This window comes from Mesorhizobium sp. B2-7-3 (assembly GCF_006440715.1).
Taxonomy (GTDB): domain Bacteria; phylum Pseudomonadota; class Alphaproteobacteria; order Rhizobiales; family Rhizobiaceae; genus Mesorhizobium; species Mesorhizobium australicum.
Window position 1 is genome coordinate 211,449 of sequence record NZ_VFTY01000004.1, and the last position, 21,650, is coordinate 233,098.

20 protein-coding genes are annotated in these 21,650 nt (G+C 64.4%); 16 read left to right on the forward strand and 4 right to left on the reverse strand.

Going from position 1 to position 21,650, the window contains the following annotated elements:
- Nucleotides 1–32 precede the first annotated feature (32 nt).
- The 3 genes from FJW04_RS11195 to FJW04_RS11205 all read right to left on the reverse strand — a co-directional run bounded on the left by FJW04_RS11195 (nucleotide 33) and on the right by FJW04_RS11205 (nucleotide 3,029).
- A complete protein-coding gene (locus tag FJW04_RS11195) occupies nucleotides 33–515 on the reverse strand; it encodes a MarR family transcriptional regulator (protein ID WP_140714119.1) in 483 nt (160 codons plus the stop codon).
- On the reverse strand, nucleotides 515–2,086 hold the full coding sequence (locus FJW04_RS11200; RefSeq protein WP_140714121.1) for an NAD(P)/FAD-dependent oxidoreductase: 1,572 nt from the start codon (nucleotides 2,084–2,086) through the stop codon (nucleotides 515–517). Before FJW04_RS11200 ends, FJW04_RS11195 begins: the two co-directional genes overlap by 1 nt.
- 151 nt (nucleotides 2,087–2,237) lie before the next feature.
- A complete protein-coding gene (locus FJW04_RS11205; protein ID WP_023772618.1) occupies nucleotides 2,238–3,029 on the reverse strand; it encodes a cyclase family protein in 792 nt (263 codons plus the stop codon).
- A gap of 118 nt (nucleotides 3,030–3,147) precedes the next feature.
- Here FJW04_RS11205 and FJW04_RS11210 point away from each other — a divergent pair, with 118 nt between their 5' ends.
- From FJW04_RS11210 to FJW04_RS11275, 13 genes are all read left to right on the forward strand, one after another.
- The gene (locus FJW04_RS11210; RefSeq protein ID WP_140714123.1) at nucleotides 3,148–4,722 is read left to right on the forward strand and encodes an NAD(P)/FAD-dependent oxidoreductase; all 1,575 of its coding nucleotides are present in this window, start codon (nucleotides 3,148–3,150) and stop codon (nucleotides 4,720–4,722) included.
- 112 nt (nucleotides 4,723–4,834) lie between these two features.
- Nucleotides 4,835–6,364, forward strand: coding sequence for an ABC transporter substrate-binding protein (locus FJW04_RS11215; RefSeq protein WP_140714125.1), 1,530 nt, complete (start codon nucleotides 4,835–4,837; stop codon nucleotides 6,362–6,364).
- A gap of 88 nt (nucleotides 6,365–6,452) precedes the next feature.
- Nucleotides 6,453–7,460 (forward strand): ABC transporter permease, encoded by a 1,008-nt coding sequence (locus FJW04_RS11220; protein WP_140714127.1) that lies wholly within the window; start codon nucleotides 6,453–6,455, stop codon nucleotides 7,458–7,460.
- Nucleotides 7,453–8,301, forward strand: a complete 849-nt coding sequence (locus FJW04_RS11225; RefSeq protein ID WP_140614831.1) for an ABC transporter permease — start codon at nucleotides 7,453–7,455, stop codon at nucleotides 8,299–8,301. Before FJW04_RS11220 ends, FJW04_RS11225 begins: the two co-directional genes overlap by 8 nt.
- Nucleotides 8,298–9,176 carry an ABC transporter ATP-binding protein gene (locus FJW04_RS11230; protein WP_140714129.1) on the forward strand — a complete coding sequence of 293 codons (879 nt, stop codon included), beginning with the start codon at nucleotides 8,298–8,300 and terminating at the stop codon, nucleotides 9,174–9,176. Before FJW04_RS11225 ends, FJW04_RS11230 begins: the two co-directional genes overlap by 4 nt.
- Nucleotides 9,169–10,005 (forward strand): ATP-binding cassette domain-containing protein, encoded by an 837-nt coding sequence (locus FJW04_RS11235; RefSeq protein ID WP_140714131.1) that lies wholly within the window; start codon nucleotides 9,169–9,171, stop codon nucleotides 10,003–10,005. Before FJW04_RS11230 ends, FJW04_RS11235 begins: the two co-directional genes overlap by 8 nt.
- A 78-nt stretch (nucleotides 10,006–10,083) precedes the next feature.
- The gene (locus tag FJW04_RS11240; RefSeq protein WP_140714133.1) at nucleotides 10,084–10,683 is read left to right on the forward strand and encodes a VOC family protein; all 600 of its coding nucleotides are present in this window, start codon (nucleotides 10,084–10,086) and stop codon (nucleotides 10,681–10,683) included.
- Between the two features lie 142 nt (nucleotides 10,684–10,825).
- Complete coding sequence (locus FJW04_RS11245) at nucleotides 10,826–13,120, forward strand: bifunctional salicylyl-CoA 5-hydroxylase/oxidoreductase (RefSeq protein WP_140714135.1); 2,295 nt, start codon at nucleotides 10,826–10,828, stop codon at nucleotides 13,118–13,120.
- Nucleotides 13,121–13,490: 370 nt separating this feature from the next.
- Complete coding sequence (locus FJW04_RS11250; protein WP_140714137.1) at nucleotides 13,491–14,249, forward strand: SDR family NAD(P)-dependent oxidoreductase; 759 nt, start codon at nucleotides 13,491–13,493, stop codon at nucleotides 14,247–14,249.
- On the forward strand, nucleotides 14,243–14,713 hold the full coding sequence (locus FJW04_RS11255; RefSeq protein ID WP_015314089.1) for a MarR family transcriptional regulator: 471 nt from the start codon (nucleotides 14,243–14,245) through the stop codon (nucleotides 14,711–14,713). The genes FJW04_RS11250 and FJW04_RS11255 overlap by 7 nt, the downstream gene beginning before the upstream one ends.
- Nucleotides 14,710–15,522 carry an enoyl-CoA hydratase family protein gene (locus FJW04_RS11260; RefSeq protein WP_140714139.1) on the forward strand — a complete coding sequence of 271 codons (813 nt, stop codon included), beginning with the start codon at nucleotides 14,710–14,712 and terminating at the stop codon, nucleotides 15,520–15,522. The genes FJW04_RS11255 and FJW04_RS11260 overlap by 4 nt, the downstream gene beginning before the upstream one ends.
- Nucleotides 15,523–15,729: 207 nt before the next feature.
- Nucleotides 15,730–16,878 (forward strand): acyl-CoA dehydrogenase family protein, encoded by a 1,149-nt coding sequence (locus tag FJW04_RS11270; RefSeq protein ID WP_140714143.1) that lies wholly within the window; start codon nucleotides 15,730–15,732, stop codon nucleotides 16,876–16,878.
- A 76-nt stretch (nucleotides 16,879–16,954) separates the two neighbouring features.
- On the forward strand, nucleotides 16,955–17,350 hold the full coding sequence (locus FJW04_RS11275) for a RidA family protein (RefSeq protein WP_135916832.1): 396 nt from the start codon (nucleotides 16,955–16,957) through the stop codon (nucleotides 17,348–17,350).
- Between the two features lie 241 nt (nucleotides 17,351–17,591).
- Here FJW04_RS11275 and FJW04_RS11280 read toward each other — a convergent pair whose 3' ends face one another.
- Entirely contained in the window at nucleotides 17,592–18,683 is a 1,092-nt protein-coding gene (locus FJW04_RS11280; RefSeq protein ID WP_140714145.1) for an LLM class flavin-dependent oxidoreductase, read from the reverse strand.
- Nucleotides 18,684–18,804: 121 nt separating this feature from the next.
- On the opposite strand from FJW04_RS11280, the gene FJW04_RS11285 reads away from it, so the two are divergent.
- The 3 genes from FJW04_RS11285 to FJW04_RS11295 all read left to right on the forward strand — a co-directional run bounded on the left by FJW04_RS11285 (nucleotide 18,805) and on the right by FJW04_RS11295 (nucleotide 21,643).
- Nucleotides 18,805–19,581 (forward strand): HpcH/HpaI aldolase/citrate lyase family protein, encoded by a 777-nt coding sequence (locus FJW04_RS11285; protein WP_140714147.1) that lies wholly within the window; start codon nucleotides 18,805–18,807, stop codon nucleotides 19,579–19,581.
- A 428-nt stretch (nucleotides 19,582–20,009) separates the two neighbouring features.
- Entirely contained in the window at nucleotides 20,010–20,807 is a 798-nt protein-coding gene (locus FJW04_RS11290; protein ID WP_015314095.1) for an ABC transporter substrate-binding protein, read from the forward strand.
- Between the two features lie 161 nt (nucleotides 20,808–20,968).
- Nucleotides 20,969–21,643: an amino acid ABC transporter permease gene (locus FJW04_RS11295; RefSeq protein WP_140714149.1), complete on the forward strand. Its 675-nt coding sequence runs from the start codon at nucleotides 20,969–20,971 to the stop codon at nucleotides 21,641–21,643.
- Nucleotides 21,644–21,650: the final 7 nt, after the last annotated feature.

Sequence of the window (21,650 nt, forward strand, 5' to 3'; positions counted from 1 at the left end):
CCGTTGCCGCCGACAGCTGGCGGCGCCTATATCTAGATGTCGTGCTTGCGAATGTTTTTGAGCATCTTCAGAAGCGTCGCGATGAGTGCTGCATATTCGGCGTCGTCGATATCGTCGAACATCGCCTCGAAGGCGTCATGCATGGCCGGCCAGGCGCGGGTGAACTCGGCGCGGCCCTCGTCGGTCAGGAACACGTGGCGGATGCGGCTGTCGGTGACGCCTTGCTCGCGCCGCACGAAGCCCTGGCCCTCCAGCGTGTCGAGCGTGCGGCTCAGGGTAGACTGCTCGATGACCGTATAGACCGAGAGGTCATTGACGGTGACGCCATCGGTGACCGACAGCACCGCCAGCGTGCGCACCTGCGAAATGGTCAGGCCCTGCTTGCGGAAATCGTCGCGCAAGGTGGCGTTGTAGCGGCCCATGATGCGGTTCATCAGATAGGGCGCGAATTGCTGCAGGCCGATCTGGCCGAGGGTGGAAATGCGCTGGCGTTTTTCGACGACCTTCTGTTCCATCAGAGCTTCCCTGCCAGCAGGAAGCCGGAGCCACCGCCGAGGCCCGCACCGGGATGGGTCGAGGCGCCGATATGGTAGAGGCCCTTGACGCCGGTCTGATGGTTACGGCTGGTCTTGAACGGCCGCCACAGGAACGACTGGTCGACAACAGAGGAGCCGCCGTAAGGGTCGCCGCCGACCAGGTTGATGTTCATCGCCTCGAGATCGGCCGGCGAATAGGCGCGGCGCGCGATCACGCTGTCCTTGAAGCCGTCGATATGGCCGGCGAGTATCGCTTCAGCGCGATCGGCATAGGCCTCGCGCAGCGCCTCGGTCCATAGTCCGTCGGCAGGCGCATCGAGCTTGCCGGCGGCGTCGCCCTTGATGTAGCGGGGCGCCTCGGGGAGTTGCAGCCACAGGATCGCCTGGCCTTCCGGACAGCGTGATGGGTCGAGCGCGTGCGGCTGGCCGACGCAGATGGTCGGCACCTCCGGCAGCATGCCGCGCGCCGCCTCGTTGCAGGCTTTCGAAACGCCATCCAGTCCGGGCGTCAGATGCAGCAGCGCCACCTTGTCGAGGCCCTCGCCGCGCCAGGACGGCGGCTTGGTCAGCGCGTAATGGATTTGAAAATTGCCCTTGCCATAGCGGTATTTCCGCGTCGCTTCGACGTCGTCCTTCGAAGCGTCCTTGCCGAGCAGACGGCCGTAAAGCTGCGTCGGCGTGACCGAGCAGATGACGCTCTTGTTCGCCGTGATCGTTTCGCCCGACGCCAGCCGCACACCGGCTGCGCGGCCACCCGCCTGGACGACCGAAGCGACGTCGGCGCCGGTGCGGATGTCGCCGCCGCGTTCCCTGATCAGCGCTTCGAAGGCGGCAAGCAGGTTCTTCGCCCCGCCCTTGACGATCGGCGCACCGGCAGCCTCCAGCGCGAAGGCGATCACCTTGGCGATCTGGCCGGAAAACGCATCTTCCGGGCCAAGCCCGGCATGCAGCACCCAGGGCGCCCAGAGCGCCCTGACGGTCTCGGACCGATAGCTGCTCTCCAGCCAGCCGCGCGCCGGCACCAGCGCTTCGCCAAGAAAGGCGGCTAGGCCACGCGGACCACGCCGCCAGGTATCGCCGGCCAGCAGCTTCGCCGTCGGGTATGACCAAAGCACGCCGCCGAGCAGACCGAACAGCAAGCCGGCATTGCGCTCAATGCCGCCGACATCTTCCGCATGCCGGTCACCGTCGCCGGCCGCGATCGCGTTCAGCGCAGCGACATTGGCGGCGCGGCCGGTGCTGAGCACGGCATGGCTGCCGTCGGGCATGAGCACGCCGGTCGGCGTGCCGGTGTGGCAGAACTCCAGCCCGTGCCGGGCGAGGTCGCCGCCCAATGCTGCAAAGGCCGGCGAGGTGATGAACAGCACGAAGGTGGTCGCCATCACGTCATGGACGAAGCCCGGCGCGGTGATCTCCTCGGTGCGCATGCAACCGCCGATACGGTCGTTGCGCTCCAGCACGAGCACCTTGGCGCCCTTGCCGCCGAGCATTGCGGCGCAGACCAGCGCGTTGATGCCGCTGCCGACGATGATGTGATCGGGGGCGGTCATCGAGGGGCGCTCCCCCGCTTTGGTGGATGATGTTCAATTGCGCGCGGTAGCGTTCCTTGGCGTAGAGCGGCAACCCCACGAGGTCGCCGCGCCCACTTCGTCATCGCGGTACCGTTTGCAGCCATGATCTTCTCCCGAAGACCGCCTCGCTCTATTTCCCCGGCACCAGCGCCAGCGCGCGGATCGGGCTGCCGGTGCCGTGCTCGATCTTGAGCGGCGCCGCGATCAGGATGGCGCCTTTCGGCGGCAGCTGGTCGAGATTGCAGAGGCTGGCGAGGCCATAGCGGTTAGCCTTGTGCATCAGCGTGTGCGCCGGGAATGGCGGCTCCATGCCGCCGGCCTTGCCGGCATCGGTGCCGATCGTCTCCGAGCCCCAGCCCTTGATGTCCTTGCTGATCAGGAACTGGATTGCTTCCGCCGTCGGGCCGGGCGTATGCGGGCCGGTCTCGTTGGCGTTGAGGAACTCGGCTTCCGAGCCGTTGCGCTTGTACCAGTCGGTGCGCATCACCACCCACTCGCCGGCATTGATCGCTCCATGCTTGGCCTCCCAGGCCTTGATGTGGTCGACGGTGAGCAGGAAATCGTGATCGGCGGCGGCCTCTTTCGAACAGTCGATGACATTCACCGGCCCGATGAAATTCTGCGCCGGAATGGTATCGGTGGCGCCGTCCGGATAATCCTTGCCGCTGATCCAATGCTGTGGCGCGTCGAAATGCGTGCCAGAATGCTCGCCGAGCTTCAGCCAGTTCCACGCCCACCATGGACCGTTCTTGTCATAGCGAGAGATCGAGTGGATCTCGACCTTCGGCGTGTCGACGGCAAGCTCCGGCGGCAGCTTGATCAGCGGTGTGTCGGGCCCGAGCGGCGCCGTCAGGTCAACCACCTTAATGGCGCCGGAAAGAAGCTGGCCGGCAACTTCGCCGAGGAGTTTCTGGGTATCCATGGTCTCTGTTCCCTCTTGTCTGACATGATCAAGGCTCGTCTCGGCCCTTAATATCCTACTAGACGAAAACATATGCATCTGCAATTATCTTTAAGCATAAAGGAAATGGGAACGGGGCGTGAGCGAGTTCGACGCCATCTTTGTCGGGGCGGGCCACAACACTCTGGCATGCGCCGCGCATCTGGCGCTCAAGGGCTGGAAAACCGGGGCTTTCGAGCGTAGCGTAACAATCGGCGGAGCCGTCCAGACCCGCGAATTCACGCTTCCGGGCTTCCGCCACGATTTCGGCGCGATGAATCTGAGCCTGTTCGCCGGCTCCCCCTTCCACCGGAAATATGCAAATGAATTGAAAGCGCAGGGGCTGGAATTCGCGCCTGTCGCCGACTGTTTCGCCAGCGCCTTTCCGGATGGACGCTGGTTCGGGGTCAGCAACGACCTGGAAAAGACCGCCAGCCGCATGGCGGCTTTCTCAGCCGCCGATGCCGCGACGTGGCGAGGGCTGGTTGCTGGCTTCCCCGCCGAAGCCGAGCATTTGTTCAAGCTGCTGGGCTCGCCGATGAGCGCCCGGGCGCTTGCAAGCACCGCCTGGAACCTGTGGCGCAAAAAAGGTGTTTCCGGTGCGCTGGACACCGGCCGGCTGTTGCTGTCGTCGCCGCGTGCCTGGCTGGAGGAAAATTTCGAGTCTCCGCACATCAGGGCGACGCTCGCCACCTGGGGCATGCATCTCGACTTTGCGCCCGACATCGCCGGCGGCGCCGTGTTCCCCTATCTGGAATCCATGGCCAACCAGAGCTTCGGCATGGTGCTGGGCAAGGGTGGCGCCGACACGATCATCCGGGCGCTGGCCGGCATTGTCACATCGGCCGGCGGCAGGATCGTCACCGGCGCCGATGTCGCCGAGATAACCGTCTCCGGTGGCAAGGCGACCGGTGTGCGGCTTGCTTCCGGCGAGGCGCATACGGCCACCAAGGCGGTGATTGCCGGCGTCACGCCCAAGGCGCTGGCCGGCAAGTTGCTGCCGGTCGGTTCGGGCGACGCCGGCTTCGACATGGCGATGCAAAAATTCCGCCATGCGCCGGGCACGATGATGATCCACCTGGCGCTGGACGACCTGCCGGACTGGCGCGCCGGGGCAGAGCTTCGACAGTTCGCCTATGTGCATCTGGCGCCATCGCTCGAGCAGATGTCGCGCACCTATCAGCAGGCGATGGCGGGCATGTTGCCGGACGAACCGGTGCTGGTCGTCGGCCAGCCGACGGCGGTCGATCCTTCCCGGGCACCTGAAGGCAAACATGTTCTGTGGGTGCAGGTGCGCATGCTGCCCGCCGAAATCGTGGGCGACGCCTCGGGCAAGATCGCAGCAGCGCATTGGGACCAGGTCAAGGAGGCCTATGCCGACCGCGTGCTCGACATCATCGAGACCTACGCACCTGGGCTGCGTGCGAAGATCCTCGGCCGCGCCGTGTTTTCGCCGATCGACCTCGAGCGCGAGAACCCGAACCTCGTCGGCGGCGACCAGGTCTGCGGCAGCCATCATCTGGCGCAGAACTTCTTGTTCCGTCCGGCGCGCGGCTATGCCGGCTGGGACACGCCGATCAGCAATCTGCATCTCACCGGCGCCGCGACATGGCCCGGTGCCGGCACGGGTGCCGCCTCGGGCTTCATGCTCGCGCAACAGCTTGGCGGGAGGTAGGCCAGACGATTTCATGAAGGCGACGAGAGGCAAGCGCTGCTGCCGACGAAGCCCGAACCAATGACCGGACGAAGCCGCGCAAAAGACAAATAAACCAACAAGGGGAACGACCATGACAATCAACAGACGCGAATTACTGGGATACAGTGCCGCGGCACTTGGTGTGGCCGCTGTCGGCCTGCCCAAGATGGCCAATGCCGCCGCCGGCGAGTTGACCATCGCCTATAATGTCAACCTGCCGTCCTGGGACCCGACCACCGGACCGTCGGCCGTCAACCCGACCATCCAGGGCCTCTACCAGTCGGTGTTCGACCAGTTCATCCCGCAGAAGCCGGACCTGTCCTTCGCGCCGGGCCTGCTCACAGAATGGGGCTGGAACGAGGACCGCACCAAGATCATGATGACGGTGCGCGAGGGTGTAACCTGGCATGACGGCTCGCCGTTCACGCCCGAGGACGTCGTCTGGTCGTTGCAGCGGGCGGGCGATGAAAAGACCGGCAACCCGATCCAGTTCGTGTGGAAGAACGTCAACAATTTCAAGATCGACGGCAACAAGATCACGGGCGATGTCGTGCAGTTCGACCCGGTCTATTTCAAATGGATGTCGTTCCTCACCGGCTACATCATGCCGAAGGCCTATTACGAGAAGGTCGGTGCCGAAGGTTTCGAGAAGGCTCCGATCGGAACCGGCCCCTACATGGTCGAGAAGTTCGAACGCAACGCCTTCCTGCGGCTCAAGGCCAATCCGAAATACTGGGGCGGCAAGCCGGCATTCGAGAACGTGACGATCAAATTCGTCACCGACGCTGCGAGCCGTGTCGCCGAGATCGAATCCGGTTCCTCGCAGGTGACGCTCGAAATCCCCTATGAAGAGTACGACCGGCTGATCGCCAAGGACGGGCTTGCCGGGTCGATCAAGAATGTTTCCGATATCGGCATGATCTTCTTCAACGACATCGAAGCGATGCTGGACAAGAACGTGCGCCAGGCAGCCGTCATGGCGGTCGACAAGGAGCTTCTGGTCAAGCGGCTGCTGCGCGGCTATGGCCAGCCGATCGCCACGCTGGAAACGCCGGAATACACGGCCTTCGATGCCTCGATCAAGGTGGAGCACAATCCGGAGAAGGCCAAGGAGCTGCTGGCTGCTTCAGGCTATTCGCCGGAAAAGCCGGTCAAGTTCACCATCCAGACGACCAAGGGCTTCAAGCCCAAGGACTATGAGATGATCCAGGCGATCGTCGGCATGTGGCGCAAGGTCGGCATCGAGGCGACGATCGAGGTCTACGAGATCGCCAAGCACTACGAGCTGCGCGCCGCCGACAAGCTGGCGCCGGCGGCCTTCTACAATTGGGGCAACGCCATTGGCGACCCGACCACGTCGACCGGCTTTGCCATGTATGGGCCGAGCCCGCATTCGGTCTGGGACAGCCAGGACCTGATCGACATGATCAACCCGCTGTGGGGAGAGAAGGACGAGACCAAGCGCATCGCCGGGTGGAAGGCGGTCGATAAATACATCGCCGAGCAGGCCTACGTGCTGCCGCTTATGCAGTATGCGCAACCGATCGTGCATGCGAAGGGCGTCAAGGTGGTGCAGCATATTTCCGGCGCGCTGCTGCCGGCCCTGATGACCCCGGCCTGATATCAGCCTGGGCTTACCGCGCGCCGTCCATGGCGACGGCGCGCATTTCTACAGGCATATGAGCCTGCGGGCTCCTGCAAAGATTTACATGCTCCTGCAACGATTCCTGATCCGTCTGCTGACGATGCTGATCACGCTGTTCGGCGTGGCCGTCGTCGTATTCGTGGTCATCCGCGTCGCGCCCGGCGATCCGATCGCCATGATGCTGCCGCCTGGCGCCACCAATGACGACATCGCCCGTCTGCGTGCACTCTATGGGCTCGACAAGACGATCGTACAGCAGTTCTTCATCTGGCTGTCCGGCGTCGTCAAAGGCGATTTCGGCACCTCGATCTCGCTGCGGCAAGACGTGCTTGGCCTCGTCTTCAACCGGCTGCCGGCAACGCTGGAGCTTGCCATTGTCGCGCTCATCATGGCGGTGGCGATCGGCGGCACGACGGCGATCCTGGGCGCGCGCGAGCGCGGCACGGCGGTCGAGGCCGGCATCGACATCGCCAGCGGTGCCGCGCTTTCCATCCCCGATTTTCTCTGGGGCCTGGTGCTGATCCTGTTGTTCGGCGTGCTGGTGCCGATCTTCGACATTTCCGGCCGCGTGTCGCCGCAGCTCGACCTGCCCTTCGTCACCCAGTTCTACTTCTTCGAGAGCCTGCTTCGGCTGCGCTTCGACCTCACCTGGGACCTCTTGAAGCACATGCTGATGCCAGCCGTGGCGCTGGCGCTGCCGCTCGCGGCCATCATCGCACAGCTCCTGAAGCAGTCGCTGAAGGAGGTGCTCAACCTCGACTATGTCGTGCTGGCGCGGGTCAAGGGGTTTTCGGAAACGCAGGTCATCTTGCGCGAGGCGCTGAAGAACGCCGCGCTGCCGACGCTGACGCTCATCGGCGTGCAGTTCACCTTCCTCATCGGCGGCACCGTCATCGTCGAGCGGCTGTTCTCCTATGAGGGCCTCGGCAACATGGCGATCGACGCCGTCATCAACCGCGACCTGCCGCTGATCCAGGGCATCGTGCTGGTATTCGCGCTGCTGTTCGTGCTGATCAATCTCGCGGTGGACATGATGTACGCGCTGCTCAATCCGAGGCTGCGCCATGGATGAGGCACGCATCATCAGGCACGGATCGAGCCCGAGGCTGTGGCTCGCCGGCGGTTGGCTGCTGCTGGCGCTGCTGGCCGCGATCTTGGCGCCGCTGGTGGCGCCGCAGGATCCGCTGGCGCAGGATTTGATGCTGGAGCGTCTGCCGCCCTTCTGGCTCGATGGCGCCGAGCCCGGCTATTGGCTGGGCACCGACAGTCTCGGCCGCGACCTGCTCTCCCGGCTGATTTTCGGCGGCCGCATCGCCTTCATCGTTGCTTTCGCGGCGGCCATCGCCGCCTGCGTGGTCGGCTCCACATTAGGGCTGGTCGCGGGCTATTTCGGCGGCTGGGCGGACCGCATCATCTCGCGCATCGTCGACATCTGGATGGCCTTCCCGCCGGTGCTGTTCGCCATCCTCTTGGTCGCCGTGCTCGGCACCGGCTTGAGCTCCGTCATCCTCGCCATCGCCATCATCGACTGGACGCGTTTTTGCCGGGTCATTCGCGCCGAGGCGATGGGCCAGTCACGCATGGACTATGTCGAGAATGCCCGTATCGCCGGCTATGGCCGCTTCGGCATCATGCTGCGCGAAGTGCTGCCCAATGTGGTACCGTCGATCGTGGCGCTGCTGTCGCTGGAGATGGGCATCGCCGTCATCGTCGAGGCGATCCTGTCCTTCGTCAACCTGTCGATCTCGACCGACGACCCGACCTGGGGCGGCATCATCGCCGAGGGCCGGCTGTCGATCCATCAGGCATGGTGGGTGCTGGTCTTCCCGCTGATCACGCTGATCCTCACCGTGCTCTCTTTCAGCCAGTTCGGCGAAGCGCTGAAGACGCGTTTCGATCCGGTGCTGCGATGAGCGCCTGTCTCGACATAACCGATCTGAGCGCCGTGCTGGCCAACGGCCAGCGCGTGCTGCGCTCTGTTTCGCTCTCGGTACAACCCGGTGAAGTGCGCGCGCTTGTCGGCGAAAGCGGCGCCGGCAAGACGATGATCGGCAAGGCGGTGCTTGGTGTGTTGCCGTCGAGCGTGCGCATCGTCGAAGGCTACATGAGACTCGAGGGCGAAGACCTCGGCAAACTCCCGCCAAAAGCGCGGCGCACGCTGATCGGCGCGCGCACGGCGCTGATCCCGCAGGATCCGCTGACCGCACTCAACCCCTCGCGCCGCATCGGCCCCCAGATGACCGACCGTCTGGTGCGCATTCTCGGCTGGAGCGGAGACAAGGCCGATCGGCGTATCCGGCAGTTGCTTGATGAGGTGCAGATCCGCGACCCCGACCGCGTGCTGAAGAGCTACCCGCACGAATTGTCCGGCGGCATGCGCCAGCGCGTGCTGATTGCCGCCGCCTTCGCAGCCGAGCCACGGCTGATCGTCGCCGACGAGCCGACCACGGCCCTCGACGTCACCGTGCAGAAGCATATCCTGCGGCTCATCGCTGCGTTGCAGCGCGAACATGGCACCGCGATCCTGTTCGTCACCCACGATCTCGGCGTCGTCGCCAAGATCAGCCAGAAAGTCTCGGTGCTCTATGCCGGCAAGGTGGTGGAAGAGGCAGAGACCGCGGCGCTGTTCGCGGCACCTCGGCATCCGTACACCCGAGCGCTGATGGCGGCGACGCCGCGCTATACCGATCCATATGCTTCGCTGAAGCCGGTGGACGAGGCGGTACTGGCCGGGCTCGCCGCAGAGATCGCTGCCGCCGACCAGGCCTGGAGGCGTCCGCATGGCTGAGCCGCTGTTTTCCGTGCGCGGGCTGAAGGTCGCCTTGCCCGACATGACGCGCAAGCCGCTCATCGGCCGCGCACCGCTGGCCGAGATTCTGAAAGGCCTGGATTTCGACCTGCCCAGCGGCTCGGTGACGGGCATCGTCGGCGAATCCGGTTCGGGAAAGTCGACGCTTGGCCGTGCGCTGGTGCGGCTGCTGGAGCCGAGCGCCGGCGAGATCCGTTTCGAAGGTCGTGACATCACCCATCTGCCGGAATCGGAGTTGCGGCCGTTGCGCCGCAACCTGCAGATGATCTTCCAGGATCCGATGTCGTCGCTCAACCCGCGCCGTACCATTGCCAGCATCATCGCCGCTCCGCTCAAGCAGAACGGGCTTGGCGACAATCTGAAATCCCGCGTCGCCGAGGCACTGCAGCGCGTCGGCCTGCCGCAGAGTTTTGCCAGCCGTTACCGGCACGAACTGTCGGGCGGCCAACGCCAGCGCGTCGGCATTGCCCGCGCGCTGGCGCTGTCGCCGAAATTCGTGCTGGCCGACGAGATCGTCTCCGGCCTCGACGTCTCGACGCAGGCGCAGATCCTGACCCTGCTGGAGAAGCTTGCCGCGGAGATGGGCCTGACGGTCGCCTTCATCAGCCACGATCTGTCGGTCATCCGGCGGCTGTGCCGGCAGGTGATCGTCATGCGCGAAGGCAGCATCGTGGAAGCGAGCGCCACGGACGCGCTGTTCGACATGCCGCGGCAGAGCTACACGCGCGACCTGATTTCGGCGATCCCGCTGCCCGAAATCGACGAGGGCTGGCTGGACATTCCTTCCGCTGCCAAGGCTCAGACATGAATGCATACGCACGCCGAAAGCGGGCTCGGACGTGCGGCTGGCTAATGACAAAGCCCCGCCAATGGAGGAGAAACTGACATGAAGATGATAATCCGAAATGCAACGCTCGCGGCCGCTATTCTCGGCAGCGCAGGCATGGCCGCAGCGAGCTCGATTCCCGGCATGCGCGGGCACGACCACACCGGCATCACGGTTCCCGACATGAAGCAGGCGGTCGACTTCTTTACCGACGTGGTCGGCTGCAAGAAGGCGATGTCGTTCGGCCCGTTCGCCGACGACAAGGGCACCTTCATGCAGGATGTGCTGGGCGTCGATCCCAAGGCTGTCATCGAGCAGATCACCATGGTCCGCTGCGGCACGGGATCGAACATCGAACTGTTCAAATACACAGCACCCGACCAGAAGGACGTGACGCCGAAGAACAGCGACATTGGCGGTTTTCACATCGCCTTCTATGTCGACGACGTCGCGGCGGCGAAAGCCTATCTCGACGCCAACGGCGTCAAGACCAGATTGGGGCCGCTGCCGGTCAAGGAAGGACCCGCCGCCGGCCAGACCATCCTCTATTTCCAGGCGCCCTGGGGATTGCAACTGGAGGCGATCAGCTATCCCTCGGGCATGGCCTATGAGAAGGGTGCCGAGACCGTGCTGTGGAGCCCGAAGAATCCGGAGAAATAATCTCTCGCGGCGCGCTTGCAGGATGTCCCGGCAAGCGCGCCACCCACGCTCGCATAATCATTTCGATATAAAACTTTAAGCTTGAAATATCCTACCTCCGGCGCGATACTGAGGCATAGCAAGCGAAGAGGAGATCGCACAAATGAAGGTTGCGGTTCTCGGCGGCGGACCAGCCGGCCTCTACTTTGCCATTTCGATGAAGCTGAGGGACGCCGCGCACGACGTGACGGTTTTCGAGCGCAACCGCGCCGACGACACGTTCGGCTGGGGCGTGGTCCTGTCGGCCGAGACGCTCGACAATCTTGCTGAGAATGATCCGGTCAGCGCCGTCTGGATCAAGAAGCATTTTGCCTATTGGGACGACATCGCCGTCATCCATGACGGCGTGCGCACGGTCTCGTCGGGCCACGGCTTCTGCGGCATCGGCCGCAAGCGGCTGCTGGTCCTCTTGCAGCGCCGCGCGCGCGAACTCGGCGTCAAGCTGATGTTCGAAACCGACATCGCCGATCCCCGCCCCTACATGGAGACGCATGACCTGGTCGTCGCCGCCGACGGACTGAATTCCAGGGCGCGCAACACGTTCGTCGATATCTTCAAGCCCGACATCGACACACGCAAATGCAAGTTCGTCTGGCTCGGTACCAACCAGAAATTCGACGACGCCTTCACCTTCATCTTCGAGAAGACCGAGCATGGCTGGGTGTGGGCGCACGCCTACCAGTTCGACAGCGAGACCGCGACCTTCATCGTCGAATGCAGCGAACAGACCTGGGCCGCCTTCGGCTTCGGCGCGATGTCTCAGCAGGAGTCCATCGCGGTGTGCGAGCGCATCTTTGCCAAGCATCTTGGCGGCCACGCGCTGATGACCAATGCCAACCACATCCGTGGCTCGGCCTGGATCAACTTCCCGCGCGTGCTGTGCGAGCGCTGGTCCTACAAGAATCTGGCGCTGATGGGCGACGCGGCGGCCTCGGCGCATTTCTCGATCGGCTCCGGCACCAAACTGGCGCTGGAAAGCGCGGTGGCGCTGGCCGATTATGTCGAGACCGAACCGGACCTCGAGGCCGCCTTCCGTAAATATGAGGACGCCCGCCGCACCGAGGTGCTGAAGCTGCAGTCGGCGGCGCGCAATTCGCTGGAATGGTTCGAGGAGGTCGAGCGCTATCTCGGCCTCGATCCGGTGCAGTTCAACTATTCGCTTTTGACCCGCTCGCAACGCATCAGCCACGAGAATCTGCGGCTGCGCGATGCCGAATGGCTGGGCGGCGCCGAAGAATGGTTCCAGCGCCAGGCGGGTGCCGGTGGCAACAGGCTGCGCCGGGCGCCGATGTTCGCGCCGTTCAAGCTGCGCGACATGCGGCTGCTAAACCGCGTCGTTGTCTCGCCGATGGCGCAGTACAAGGCTGTCGACGGGTGCCCGACGGACTGGCATTTCACCCACTATGCCGAGCGTGCCAAGGGCGGCGCCGGGCTCATCTATATCGAGATGACTTGCGTCAGTCCGGAAGGGCGCATCACGCCCGGCTGCCCGGGCTTCTACGCGCCTGAACATGAGGCGGCTTGGAAACGGCTGGTCGGCTTCGTCCATACCGAGACCGAAGCGAAGATCTGCGCGCAGATCGGCCATTCCGGCGCCAAGGGTTCGACCCGGCTCGGCTGGGAAGGAACAGACGTACCGCTGGCATCAGGCAACTGGCCAGTCATGGCGGCATCCGCCGTGGCGTGGTCGCCGCAGAATCAGGTGCCGAAGGCGATGGACCGCGCCGACATGGACAGAGTGCGCGACGAGTTCGTGGCTTCGGCGCAGATGGCCGATCGCTGCGGCTTCGACATGTTGGAGATCCACGCCGCCCATGGCTATCTCCTGTCGTCCTTCATCACGCCGGTCACCAACCGCCGCACGGACGCCTATGGCGGTTCGCTGGAAAACCGCATGCGCTATCCCCTCGAGGTTTTCCACGCGGTGCGCGCCGCCTGGCCGGCGCACAAGCCGATCTCGATGCGTATTTCTGCCAATGACTGGGTCGGCATCGAAGGCGTGACACCCGCCGACGCGGTCGAGATCGCGCGGCTGTTGCATGAGGCCGGCGTCGACATTTGCGACGTCTCGGCAGGACAAACTTCGGTGCTGGCAAAGCCGGTCTATGGCCGCATGTTCCAGACGCCGTTTTCCGACCGCATCCGCAACGAAGTCGGCATGGCGACGATGGCGGTCGGCAACATCTACGAGCCGGACCATGTCAATTCGATCCTGATGGCCGGCCGCGCCGATCTGGTGGCGCTGGCACGGCCGCATCTCGCCGATCCCTACTGGACGCTGCATGCGGCGGTGTCGCTCGGCGACCGCGGCGTCAAATGGCCTGATCCCTATCTGCCCGGGCGCGACCAGATCTACCGGCTGGCCGAGCGCGATGCGGCGGCGGGGCTGAAAGTATGAGTATTTTTCGTTCGCCACGCTGCCCCTCATCCGCCTGCCGGCACCTTCCCGCAGCATGCAGGGGGGCGTCGCGCATGCATGGTCTTGCACTGCGCTGGTCGACCCCCACTCCGTCTCGGCTTCGCCGATCCACCTCTCCCCCGATCGACGGGGGAGAGGAACGGTGCGACCCCTCTGCCGCCGATGCTCGTCTCATGAGGCTCCCTTCCTTTCCCTCCGGAGGAGGGAAAGGTGGCGTTGCGAAGCAACGACGGATTGGGGGAACCACCTGGCAACCAAGCATCGGGCCAATCGCCAGTCCCAGAATGTCTGTGCATGTCATGGCTTCGATCTGGCGCAAGAGGCAGCGCCGACCTTCGAGGATTGCCACATGATCGCGGGCAAGCACGCACTGGTCACCGGCGGCGGCTCCGGCGTCGGCCGGGCAATCGCGCTGGCACTGGCCGGCGCCGGCGTTGACGTGACCATCTGCGGCCGGCGGGAAACGGAGCTCGCAAAGGTCGCGGGCCAAAGCGGCCGCATCTTCGGCATTACCGCCGATGTCACGAGCGAGACCGAAACGGCGGCGCTCTACGCGCAGGCTGAAGCCGCGCGCGGGCCGTTCGATATCGTCATTGCCAATGCCGGCATGGCCGGCAGCACGCCAGCGCACAAGATCCCGCTGGCCGACTGGCAGCGGACGCTCGACGTCAATCTGACCGGCGCCTTCCTGACGGTGAAACCGGCGCTGGCCGGCATGGCCGCGCGCAAGGCAGGCCGCATCGTGTTCATCGCCTCCACGGCAGGTCTGAAGGGCTACGCCTATGTCGCGCCCTACGTCGCGGCCAAGCATGGCGTCGTCGGCCTGATGCGGGCGCTGGCCGCCGAGACGGCGAAATCCGGTGTCACCGTCAACGCCGTGTGCCCAGGCTTCGTCGAGACCGACATGCTGGAGGAGTCCATCCAGCGCATCGTCGAAAAGACCGGCCGCTCGGCAGAACAGGCGCGGGCCAGTCTTGCCTCGACCAATCCGCAAGGCCGTTTCATCCAGCCCCGGGAAATTGCCGAAGCCGTGCTTTGGCTGTGTGGCAACGCGGCGCAATCGATCACCGGACAGGCGATTTCGATCTCGGGAGGTGAAACATGGTAGCCGGCCCCCTGCCCCTGCCATCGGGACCCGGCAAGGACCGGCTGCGCCTGTGGATCAGGCTGCTGCGCGCGTCGCGCACGATCGAGGCCGAACTGCGCGAGCGCCTGAAGAAGGAATTCGACACGACGTTGCCGCGTTTCGACGTCATGGCAGCACTTTACCGCGCGCCGGAGGGCATGCTGATGAGCGACCTGTCGCGCTTCCTGCTGGTGTCCAACGGCAATGTCACCGGTATTGTCGACCGGCTGGTTTCGGAAGGGCTGGTGGCGCGCGCGCGCCGCAATGGCGACCGCCGCACCTCGATGGTTCGGCTGACCGAGGAAGGTACGAAGTCCTTTGCCATCATCGCCGCCGCGCATGAGGGCTGGATCGGCGAATTGCTGGGCAAGGTCAGCGAGGAGGATGCGCGCCGGCTGACCGGCATGCTGACCTCGTTCCGCAGCAACTGGGAGGGACGCGAATGACCGCAATGGCCGGCCTCAAGCCGAAGCATTTCCTGTGGGAGGTCGAGGGCAGGATCGCCAAGGTCCGGCTCGACGGACCGGAGCGCAAGAACCCGCTGACCTTCGACAGCTATGCCGAGCTGCGCGACACGTTCCGCGACCTTGTCTATGCCGACGACGTCGACGCCGTGGTGTTCCTTTCCAATGGCGGCAATTTCTGCTCCGGCGGCGATGTTCACGACATCATCGGCCCACTGGTCAAGATGGACATGAAGCAGCTCTTGGCCTTCACCCGCATGACCGGCGATTTCGTCAAGGCGATGCTGAATTGCGGCAAGCCGATCATCGCCGCGGTCGACGGCGTGGCGGTCGGCGCCGGCGCCATCATCGCCATGAGTTCGGATATCCGCATCGCCACGCCGGAAGCCAAGACGGCGTTTCTGTTCACCCGGGTCGGCCTTGCCGGCTGCGACATGGGCGCCTGCGCGATCCTGCCGCGCATCATCGGCCAGGGCCGCGCCGCCGAACTGCTCTACACCGGCCGAACCATGACAGCGACGGAAGGCGAGCGCTGGGGGTTCTATAACAGGCTGGTAGCGGCAGACGTACTTGAGGCCGACGCGCTCGACATGGCCGCCCGCATCGTCTCCGGCCCGACCTTCGCCCACGGCATCACCAAGACGCAGCTCAACCAGGAATGGTCAATGGGCCTCGACCAGGCGATCGAGGCGGAAGCACAGGCGCAGGCGATCTGCATGCAGACGCGCGATTTCGAACGGGCGTATCGGGCTTTCGTGGCCAAGGAAAAGCCGGTGTTCGAGGGGAATTGAGGATGGCTTGTTGCCTAGGCACCCCCCTCTGGCCTGCCGACCATCTCCCCCGCAAGGGGGGAGATCAGATGTCACTCTGGCTTTCGCCAATCACCAGCTCTGAGGAAGGGGCGGCATCGGTGAAACCGCTAATCTCCCCCGTTGCGGGGGAGATGGCCGGCAGGCCAGAGGGGGGTGTGACGGAACGAGGCGTAACGGGAGATATCCATGCCTGACCGCTCCTTCCTCAACTGGCCCTTCTTCGAAGACCACCATCGCCAACTGGCCGAGCACCTGGACGCCTGGTGCGCGAAAAACCTGCCGGTTGACCACCACGACGTCGACGCCGCCTGCCGCGAGTTGGTGGCGAAGCTCGGCAGGGATGGCTGGCTGAATCCGACGGCGCTCGACACCCGCAATCCGGCACCACTCGACGTGCGCGCCCTGTGCATCACGCGCGAGACGCTGGCCCGCCACGATGGCCTCGCCGACTTCGCTTTCGCCATGCAAGGTCTCGGCACCGGCGCGCTCAGCCTGTTCGGGACGCCGGAGCAGCAGCAATGGCTTGCGAAGACACGCGCCGGCAAGGCGATCTCAGCCTTCGCCCTATCGGAACCGCGTTCGGGATCTGATGTCGCCAACATGGAGATGGCGGCGACCCGTGACGGCGATAGCTATGTTCTCACGGGCGAAAAAACCTGGATATCGAATGGCGGCATTGCGGACATCTATGTCGTCTTCGCCCGCACCGGCGAGGCGCCCGGAGCCAAGGGCCTCTCTGCCTTCCTGGTGCCGGGCGATGCAAAGGGGCTCGGTATCGCCGAACGCCTGGAAGTGATCGCGCCGCATCCACTGGCGCGCTTGTCTTTCGACGGGGTGCGGTTGCCCGCCTCGGCCCTGATCGGCAAGCCTGGCGACGGTTTCCGCATCGCCATGTCGGTGCTCGACGTGTTCCGCTCGACCGTCGGCGCGGCGGCACTCGGCTTTGCCCGCCGCGCGCTCGATGAAAGCATCAAGCGGGTGGCCGAACGCAAATTGTTCGGCGCGCCGATGGCCGAGTTGCAGATGGTGCAGGGCCATGTCGCCGACATGGCGCTCGACGTCGATGCCGCGGCGCTTCTGGTCTATCGCGCCGCCTGGACCAAGGACATGTGCGCTGCGCGGGTGACGCGCGAGGCGGCGATGGCCAAACTGTTCGCCACCGACAAGGCGCAGGAGGTGATCGACAAAGCGGTGCAGCTGCATGGCGGCGATGGTGTCCGCAAGGGCCATATCGTCGAGAGCCTGTATCGCGAGATCCGCGCGCTGCGAATCTACGAGGGCGCATCGGACGTGCAGAAGGTTGTGATCGCACGGCAAGTAATGGGCGCGGCCTGAACAGGTCGTGACCACGGACTGAAATGTTTTCGAGACGGATATTGCGGACCCGATATTGGACAGGCGGAGAGACGACATGCACGAGATCCTGCAGCCGGAAGGCTGGGCAAAACCGGTCGGCTACGCCAATGGCGTGGCCGCGCGCGGCAGGCTCGTCTTCGTCGGCGGACAGGTCGGCTGGAACGGGCAATGCCAGTTCGAGACCGACGATTTCGCCGGCCAGGTGCGGCAGACGCTTCAGAACATCGTCGCGGTGCTGGCCGAGGCCGGCGCGGAGCCACGGCACATCACCTCGATGACCTGGTATTTTACCGACAAGGCCGAATATCTCGGCAACCTCAAGGGGATCGGCGAGGCCTATCGCGAGGTGATCGGCCGGCATTTTCCAGCGATGGCCGCCATGCAGGTGGTGGCGCTGGTCGAGGACCGCGCCAAGGTGGAGATCCAGGCGACCGCCGTTATTCCGGAATAAACGCCCATCGCTTCGTCATCCTGGGGCGAAGCAAGGAGCGCAGCGACGCGGCGCAGACCCCAGGATCCATGCCGTGAAATCAAAGCGTTGCAGCGGTCCGGAATTCTGCTCCGCCGCACTCCGTGGCTAAGATCGCGGCATGGATCCCAGGTCTCCGCGACGGAGCTTCGCTCCTGCTCCGCCCAGGGATGACGACGTTGAAATCCTGGCTAGGCCACCGATCATCCCCTTGGCATCGCTGCTACCCGCGAAGGCCAGCCTGCCTCAGCAGCGGCAGCACGTGATCGCAGAAATAGGGCAGCTCCTGCGTGTAGTTGACGAAGGACAGGGCGATGCCTTGATAGCCGTGCTCCGCAATGGCGGCCATTTCGGCGGCAATCGTCTGCGGCGTTCCAACCAGCGGATAGGTGCCGGCACCGCCGGCGAAACGCTGCCGGTAGCGGTCATAGGCATGCGGGTCGTGCGACTGCGAGAATTCCTTCTTGCCCGCCATGTGCGCATCGACCGCCTCGTGATCGGCCAGATCGACGGCATATCTGTTGTAATAGGCCTGCGCCTCTTCCATGGTCGGACGGCAGACGACATGGGCCACGGTGTAGACGCCGACCTGCCGGCCAACCTTGTCGGCTCGCTCGCTGATGTCGGCGACATGCTTGCCGGCATCGGCCATCTCGGAAAAGGTCGTGAACAGGTAGTCGCAATGGGCCGCGGCGAAATCGCGGCCGGGGCCGCCGAAAGCGGCGTTCATGGTCACGGGGCGCGGAACTTGCAGGCTGGCCGGCCGGCTGACCGCCTCCTTGAGGTGATAATAGGTGCCTTCGTAGTCCAGCGGCTCCGCCGATGCATAGAGCTTCTCGAGGATCTCGATCCATTCGGCCGCCTGGTCGTAGCCCTTCTCGACCAGCGGCGTGCCGAACATGCCGAATTCCTTCGGGTTCCAGCCGCAGACGATGTTCAGGCCGGCCCGGCCTTTGCTGATGTGATCGACCGTCGCCAGCGCCTTGGCGGCATAGAGCGGATGCACCAGCGGCACGTGCACGGTCATGAACAGGCCGATCCGGTCGGTGGCCATGCTGAGTGCCGCCGCCCAGGTGAAGGTCTCGAAGGACCGCTCGCGCACCTTGTTGCGGCCGCCAAAGCCACGCCAGCGCGCGATCGGCAACATGAACTCCAGCCCGGCGCGATCGGCGATCCGGGCGGCCGTTAGATTGTCCTGCCAGCTCGCCGTCCAGCGTTCCGGCACATCCGATATGGCAAGGCCGCCATCGGCGTTGGTCGAGAAAACGCCAAGCTTCAGCTTGTTGGAGCCGTGCAGCGGATGTGCTTTGTTCATGTCGCGACCTCCCGGCGAAGATCGCACGCTACGGCTCCGCGAAAATATTTCAAGGATGAAATAGCTTCGCCCTGCGCCTGTTTGCCGATATGAGTTTGGCGGGATGAGAAAAGGACTAGGCATGAGCGAGTTCCGCCAGAATTGCATCGGCAAGGCCAACCTCGTCGGCTCCTTCGCTGCCATTCCTCACCCCGTCGCGGTTGAAGTGATGGCGCTGTCCGGCCTCGACTTCCTCTGCATCGACTGGGAGCATGCCCAGATCTCACGCGACATCATCGAGACCATGGTGCGCGCCGCCGATGTCCACCGCGTGCCGGCGATGGTGCGCGTTCCCGGCCAAGCGCCCGAAGCCATCCAGGCGGCGCTGGACAGCGGCGCGCAAGGCGTGCTGGTGCCACGCGTCTCGACATCCGCACAGGCGGCAATGGCCGTGAAAGCATCCCGCTATCCGCCACGGGGCGAGCGCGGCGTCGGACCCGGCCGCGCGGCCGGTTATGGCTATCGCATTCCCGAATATCTGGCCGGCGCCAATGACCGGATCGTCGTGGCGGTCCAGGTCGAGACTTCAGAGGGATTGGCCAACATCGAGGCGATCGCTGATGTCGACGGCGTCGACGTGATCTTCGTCGGCCCCGGCGATCTCTCCGTGTCGATCGATGCGATCGGACCGAAGGGCGCCGACAAGCTCACGGACGCGATCCGCAGGATCATCGGCGTGGCGATCGCGCACGACAAGACCTCCGGCATATTCTGCGCCAGCCCGCAGGCCATCGGCCAATGGGCGGCAATCGGCGTCAGCTTCTTCGTCCTGGCCAGCGACACGATGTACCTGGGTGCGGGCGCCGCGGCCAATTATGCCGCCGCCCGGGCCGAACTGGCGCGGGAGGACCCGCGCTAGCGCCGGGTTGCACAAGCGATCAAGCCAGGAAACTTTTTAAGCTTAAAACTTTTGCCTTGAAAAGCGCCGCGCTTTGGATAAGCATTCAGGATGGATGGCGACTGTCGGCCTGGAGGGCTTTACGGGCAGTCATCATGGTGCTCCGGGTGGGAGGGGTTTCAGTCCTTGTCGTTTGTGCAGCCCCAATCATCGTCCAGCGCGCGCTACGCTTTCGATGGTGCGCGCGCTCAGCTCCACGACCTGCGTACCGAGACCATCGCCAACCTTTCGCGCGTGAATGCGTATGCGACCGCGACAAAATCGCGGCTGCGCTCGAGCGCATGGCCGCCATCATGAATTGACGCCCCGCTGGGAGGCGGGACGGCAAGAACCGTGCGGGCCAGCCCGCCCGATCAACAACCAGAGGGAACACCCCAGAGGGACCACCAATGAAGCTCAACCGTCGCAATCTCATCCTTGTCGCCGCGGCAATCGGCATCGCGGCCGGACCGGCAACCGCCTATGCCGCCGATGTGCTCAATGTCGGCGCCTACCCGACCAATCCGCCCTTTGAATACAAGAACGAGAGCGGCACGTTCGAGGGTTTCGAAGTCGACATCGTCAACGAGGCGGCCAAGCGCGCCGGCATGACCACCGACATCGCCGATCTCGGCTTTCAGGCACTGTTCGCCGCGACCACTTCGAAGCGCATCGACGTCGCCATCTCCTCGATCACGATCACGCCGGAGCGGCTGAAGTCGCAGTCGTTCACCCAGCCCTATTATGATTCCGACATGGGTATCGCGACCAAGACCGACAGCGCGGTCAACGCCGAGGCGGACCTCAAGGGCAAGATCGTCGGCGTGCTCTCGGGCTCGACCGGCGAGACCTGGGTCAAGGCGCATCAGGAAGCCGACGGCTTCAGCGATGTGAAGGGCTATGACACGCAGCAGAACCTTTTGCTCGACCTCAGCGCCGGCCGTGTCGACGCCGCCGTCAGCGACATTCCCGGCATGGAATATTCCTTCACCAAGATGAAGGACCTGAAGGTCAAGCAGCGCATCAAGACCGGCGAGCAGTACGGCCTGATGATGACCAAGGATCATCCGCTGCTCGGCAAACTCAACGACGCGCTGACGGCGATGAAGAAGGACGGCACGTTGGCCGCGATCCACAAGAAGTGGTTCGGCAGCGACGCCCCTGCCGATTCCTCGACCGTCAAGGAAATGCCTATGCCCAAGGCCTGAGCGGCGGCCAGACGGAATGCGTGCCGGCCCCAAAGGGGTCGGCACGTCCCGTTTTTCACGCATGACTTTCCCGGGACCAGCATCCGTTCGGCACAGCCGATCTTGATGTTCCGGGTCGGGCTCTGACGTCAGATGACGCAACACCGTTCGGGAATGCCTCGATGTCGCTGATCGACACTTTCTTCAACGCCGACGTCATCGCGTCGAGCCTGCCGGCGTTGCTGCGCGGCTTCCTGAACACGCTGCTGCTCGGTCTGCTCAGCATCGGCATCGGCATTCCCATCGGCCTGGTGATCAGCCTGTTGCGGCTCTATGCGCCGAAGCCGCTGCGCTGGCTGGCGGTCGGTTACACCGACATTTTCCGCGCCTTGCCGGTCCTCGTCGTGCTGATCCTGATCTATTACGCGCTGCCTTTCCTCGGCATACGCCTGTCGTCCTGGGCGTCGGCGGTGACCGCGTTCGCCATCATCATGTCGGCCTATTCGGCCGAAGTGTTCCGCTCCGGCATAGAGAGCATTCCGCGCGGCCAGTTCGAGGCGGCGCAGGCGCTTGGCCTGCCGTTTCTTTTGACCTTGCGCAAGGTGGTGCTGCCGCAGGCGGTGCGCGTCATCATCCCGCCGATGACCAGCAACTGCGTCTCGATGTTCAAGGACACGTCGCTGGCCTCCACCGTGGCGCTGCCGGAATTGCTCAAGGAAGCGACCAATGCACAGTCGCTCTACGCCAATCCCTCGCCGCTGATCGGCGCGGCGCTGGTCTATCTCATCTTCCTTTGGCCGATGGTTCGTCTCGTCAGCCTGCTTGAAGCCCGCTTCAAGACCGAGAAGACCCGCTGACCACTCA

What these genes read in the sequence shown, in the direction of transcription:
- FJW04_RS11195 (WP_140714119.1), bottom strand. Translation starts at nt 515, where the DNA reads ATGGAACAGAAGGTCGTCGAAAAACGCCAGCGCATTTCCACCCTCGGC.
- FJW04_RS11200 (WP_140714121.1), bottom strand. Translation starts at nt 2,086, where the DNA reads ATGACCGCCCCCGATCACATCATCGTCGGCAGCGGCATCAACGCGCTG.
- FJW04_RS11205 (WP_023772618.1), bottom strand. Translation starts at nt 3,029, where the DNA reads ATGGATACCCAGAAACTCCTCGGCGAAGTTGCCGGCCAGCTTCTTTCC.
- FJW04_RS11215 (WP_140714125.1), top strand. Translation starts at nt 4,835, where the DNA reads ATGACAATCAACAGACGCGAATTACTGGGATACAGTGCCGCGGCACTT.
- FJW04_RS11220 (WP_140714127.1), top strand. Translation starts at nt 6,453, where the DNA reads ATGCTCCTGCAACGATTCCTGATCCGTCTGCTGACGATGCTGATCACG.
- FJW04_RS11225 (WP_140614831.1), top strand. Translation starts at nt 7,453, where the DNA reads ATGGATGAGGCACGCATCATCAGGCACGGATCGAGCCCGAGGCTGTGG.
- FJW04_RS11230 (WP_140714129.1), top strand. Translation starts at nt 8,298, where the DNA reads ATGAGCGCCTGTCTCGACATAACCGATCTGAGCGCCGTGCTGGCCAAC.
- FJW04_RS11235 (WP_140714131.1), top strand. Translation starts at nt 9,169, where the DNA reads ATGGCTGAGCCGCTGTTTTCCGTGCGCGGGCTGAAGGTCGCCTTGCCC.
- FJW04_RS11240 (WP_140714133.1), top strand. Translation starts at nt 10,084, where the DNA reads ATGAAGATGATAATCCGAAATGCAACGCTCGCGGCCGCTATTCTCGGC.
- FJW04_RS11245 (WP_140714135.1), top strand. Translation starts at nt 10,826, where the DNA reads ATGAAGGTTGCGGTTCTCGGCGGCGGACCAGCCGGCCTCTACTTTGCC.
- FJW04_RS11250 (WP_140714137.1), top strand. Translation starts at nt 13,491, where the DNA reads ATGATCGCGGGCAAGCACGCACTGGTCACCGGCGGCGGCTCCGGCGTC.
- FJW04_RS11255 (WP_015314089.1), top strand. Translation starts at nt 14,243, where the DNA reads ATGGTAGCCGGCCCCCTGCCCCTGCCATCGGGACCCGGCAAGGACCGG.
- FJW04_RS11260 (WP_140714139.1), top strand. Translation starts at nt 14,710, where the DNA reads ATGACCGCAATGGCCGGCCTCAAGCCGAAGCATTTCCTGTGGGAGGTC.
- FJW04_RS11270 (WP_140714143.1), top strand. Translation starts at nt 15,730, where the DNA reads ATGCCTGACCGCTCCTTCCTCAACTGGCCCTTCTTCGAAGACCACCAT.
- FJW04_RS11275 (WP_135916832.1), top strand. Translation starts at nt 16,955, where the DNA reads ATGCACGAGATCCTGCAGCCGGAAGGCTGGGCAAAACCGGTCGGCTAC.
- FJW04_RS11280 (WP_140714145.1), bottom strand. Translation starts at nt 18,683, where the DNA reads ATGAACAAAGCACATCCGCTGCACGGCTCCAACAAGCTGAAGCTTGGC.
- FJW04_RS11285 (WP_140714147.1), top strand. Translation starts at nt 18,805, where the DNA reads ATGAGCGAGTTCCGCCAGAATTGCATCGGCAAGGCCAACCTCGTCGGC.
- FJW04_RS11290 (WP_015314095.1), top strand. Translation starts at nt 20,010, where the DNA reads ATGAAGCTCAACCGTCGCAATCTCATCCTTGTCGCCGCGGCAATCGGC.
- FJW04_RS11295 (WP_140714149.1), top strand. Translation starts at nt 20,969, where the DNA reads ATGTCGCTGATCGACACTTTCTTCAACGCCGACGTCATCGCGTCGAGC.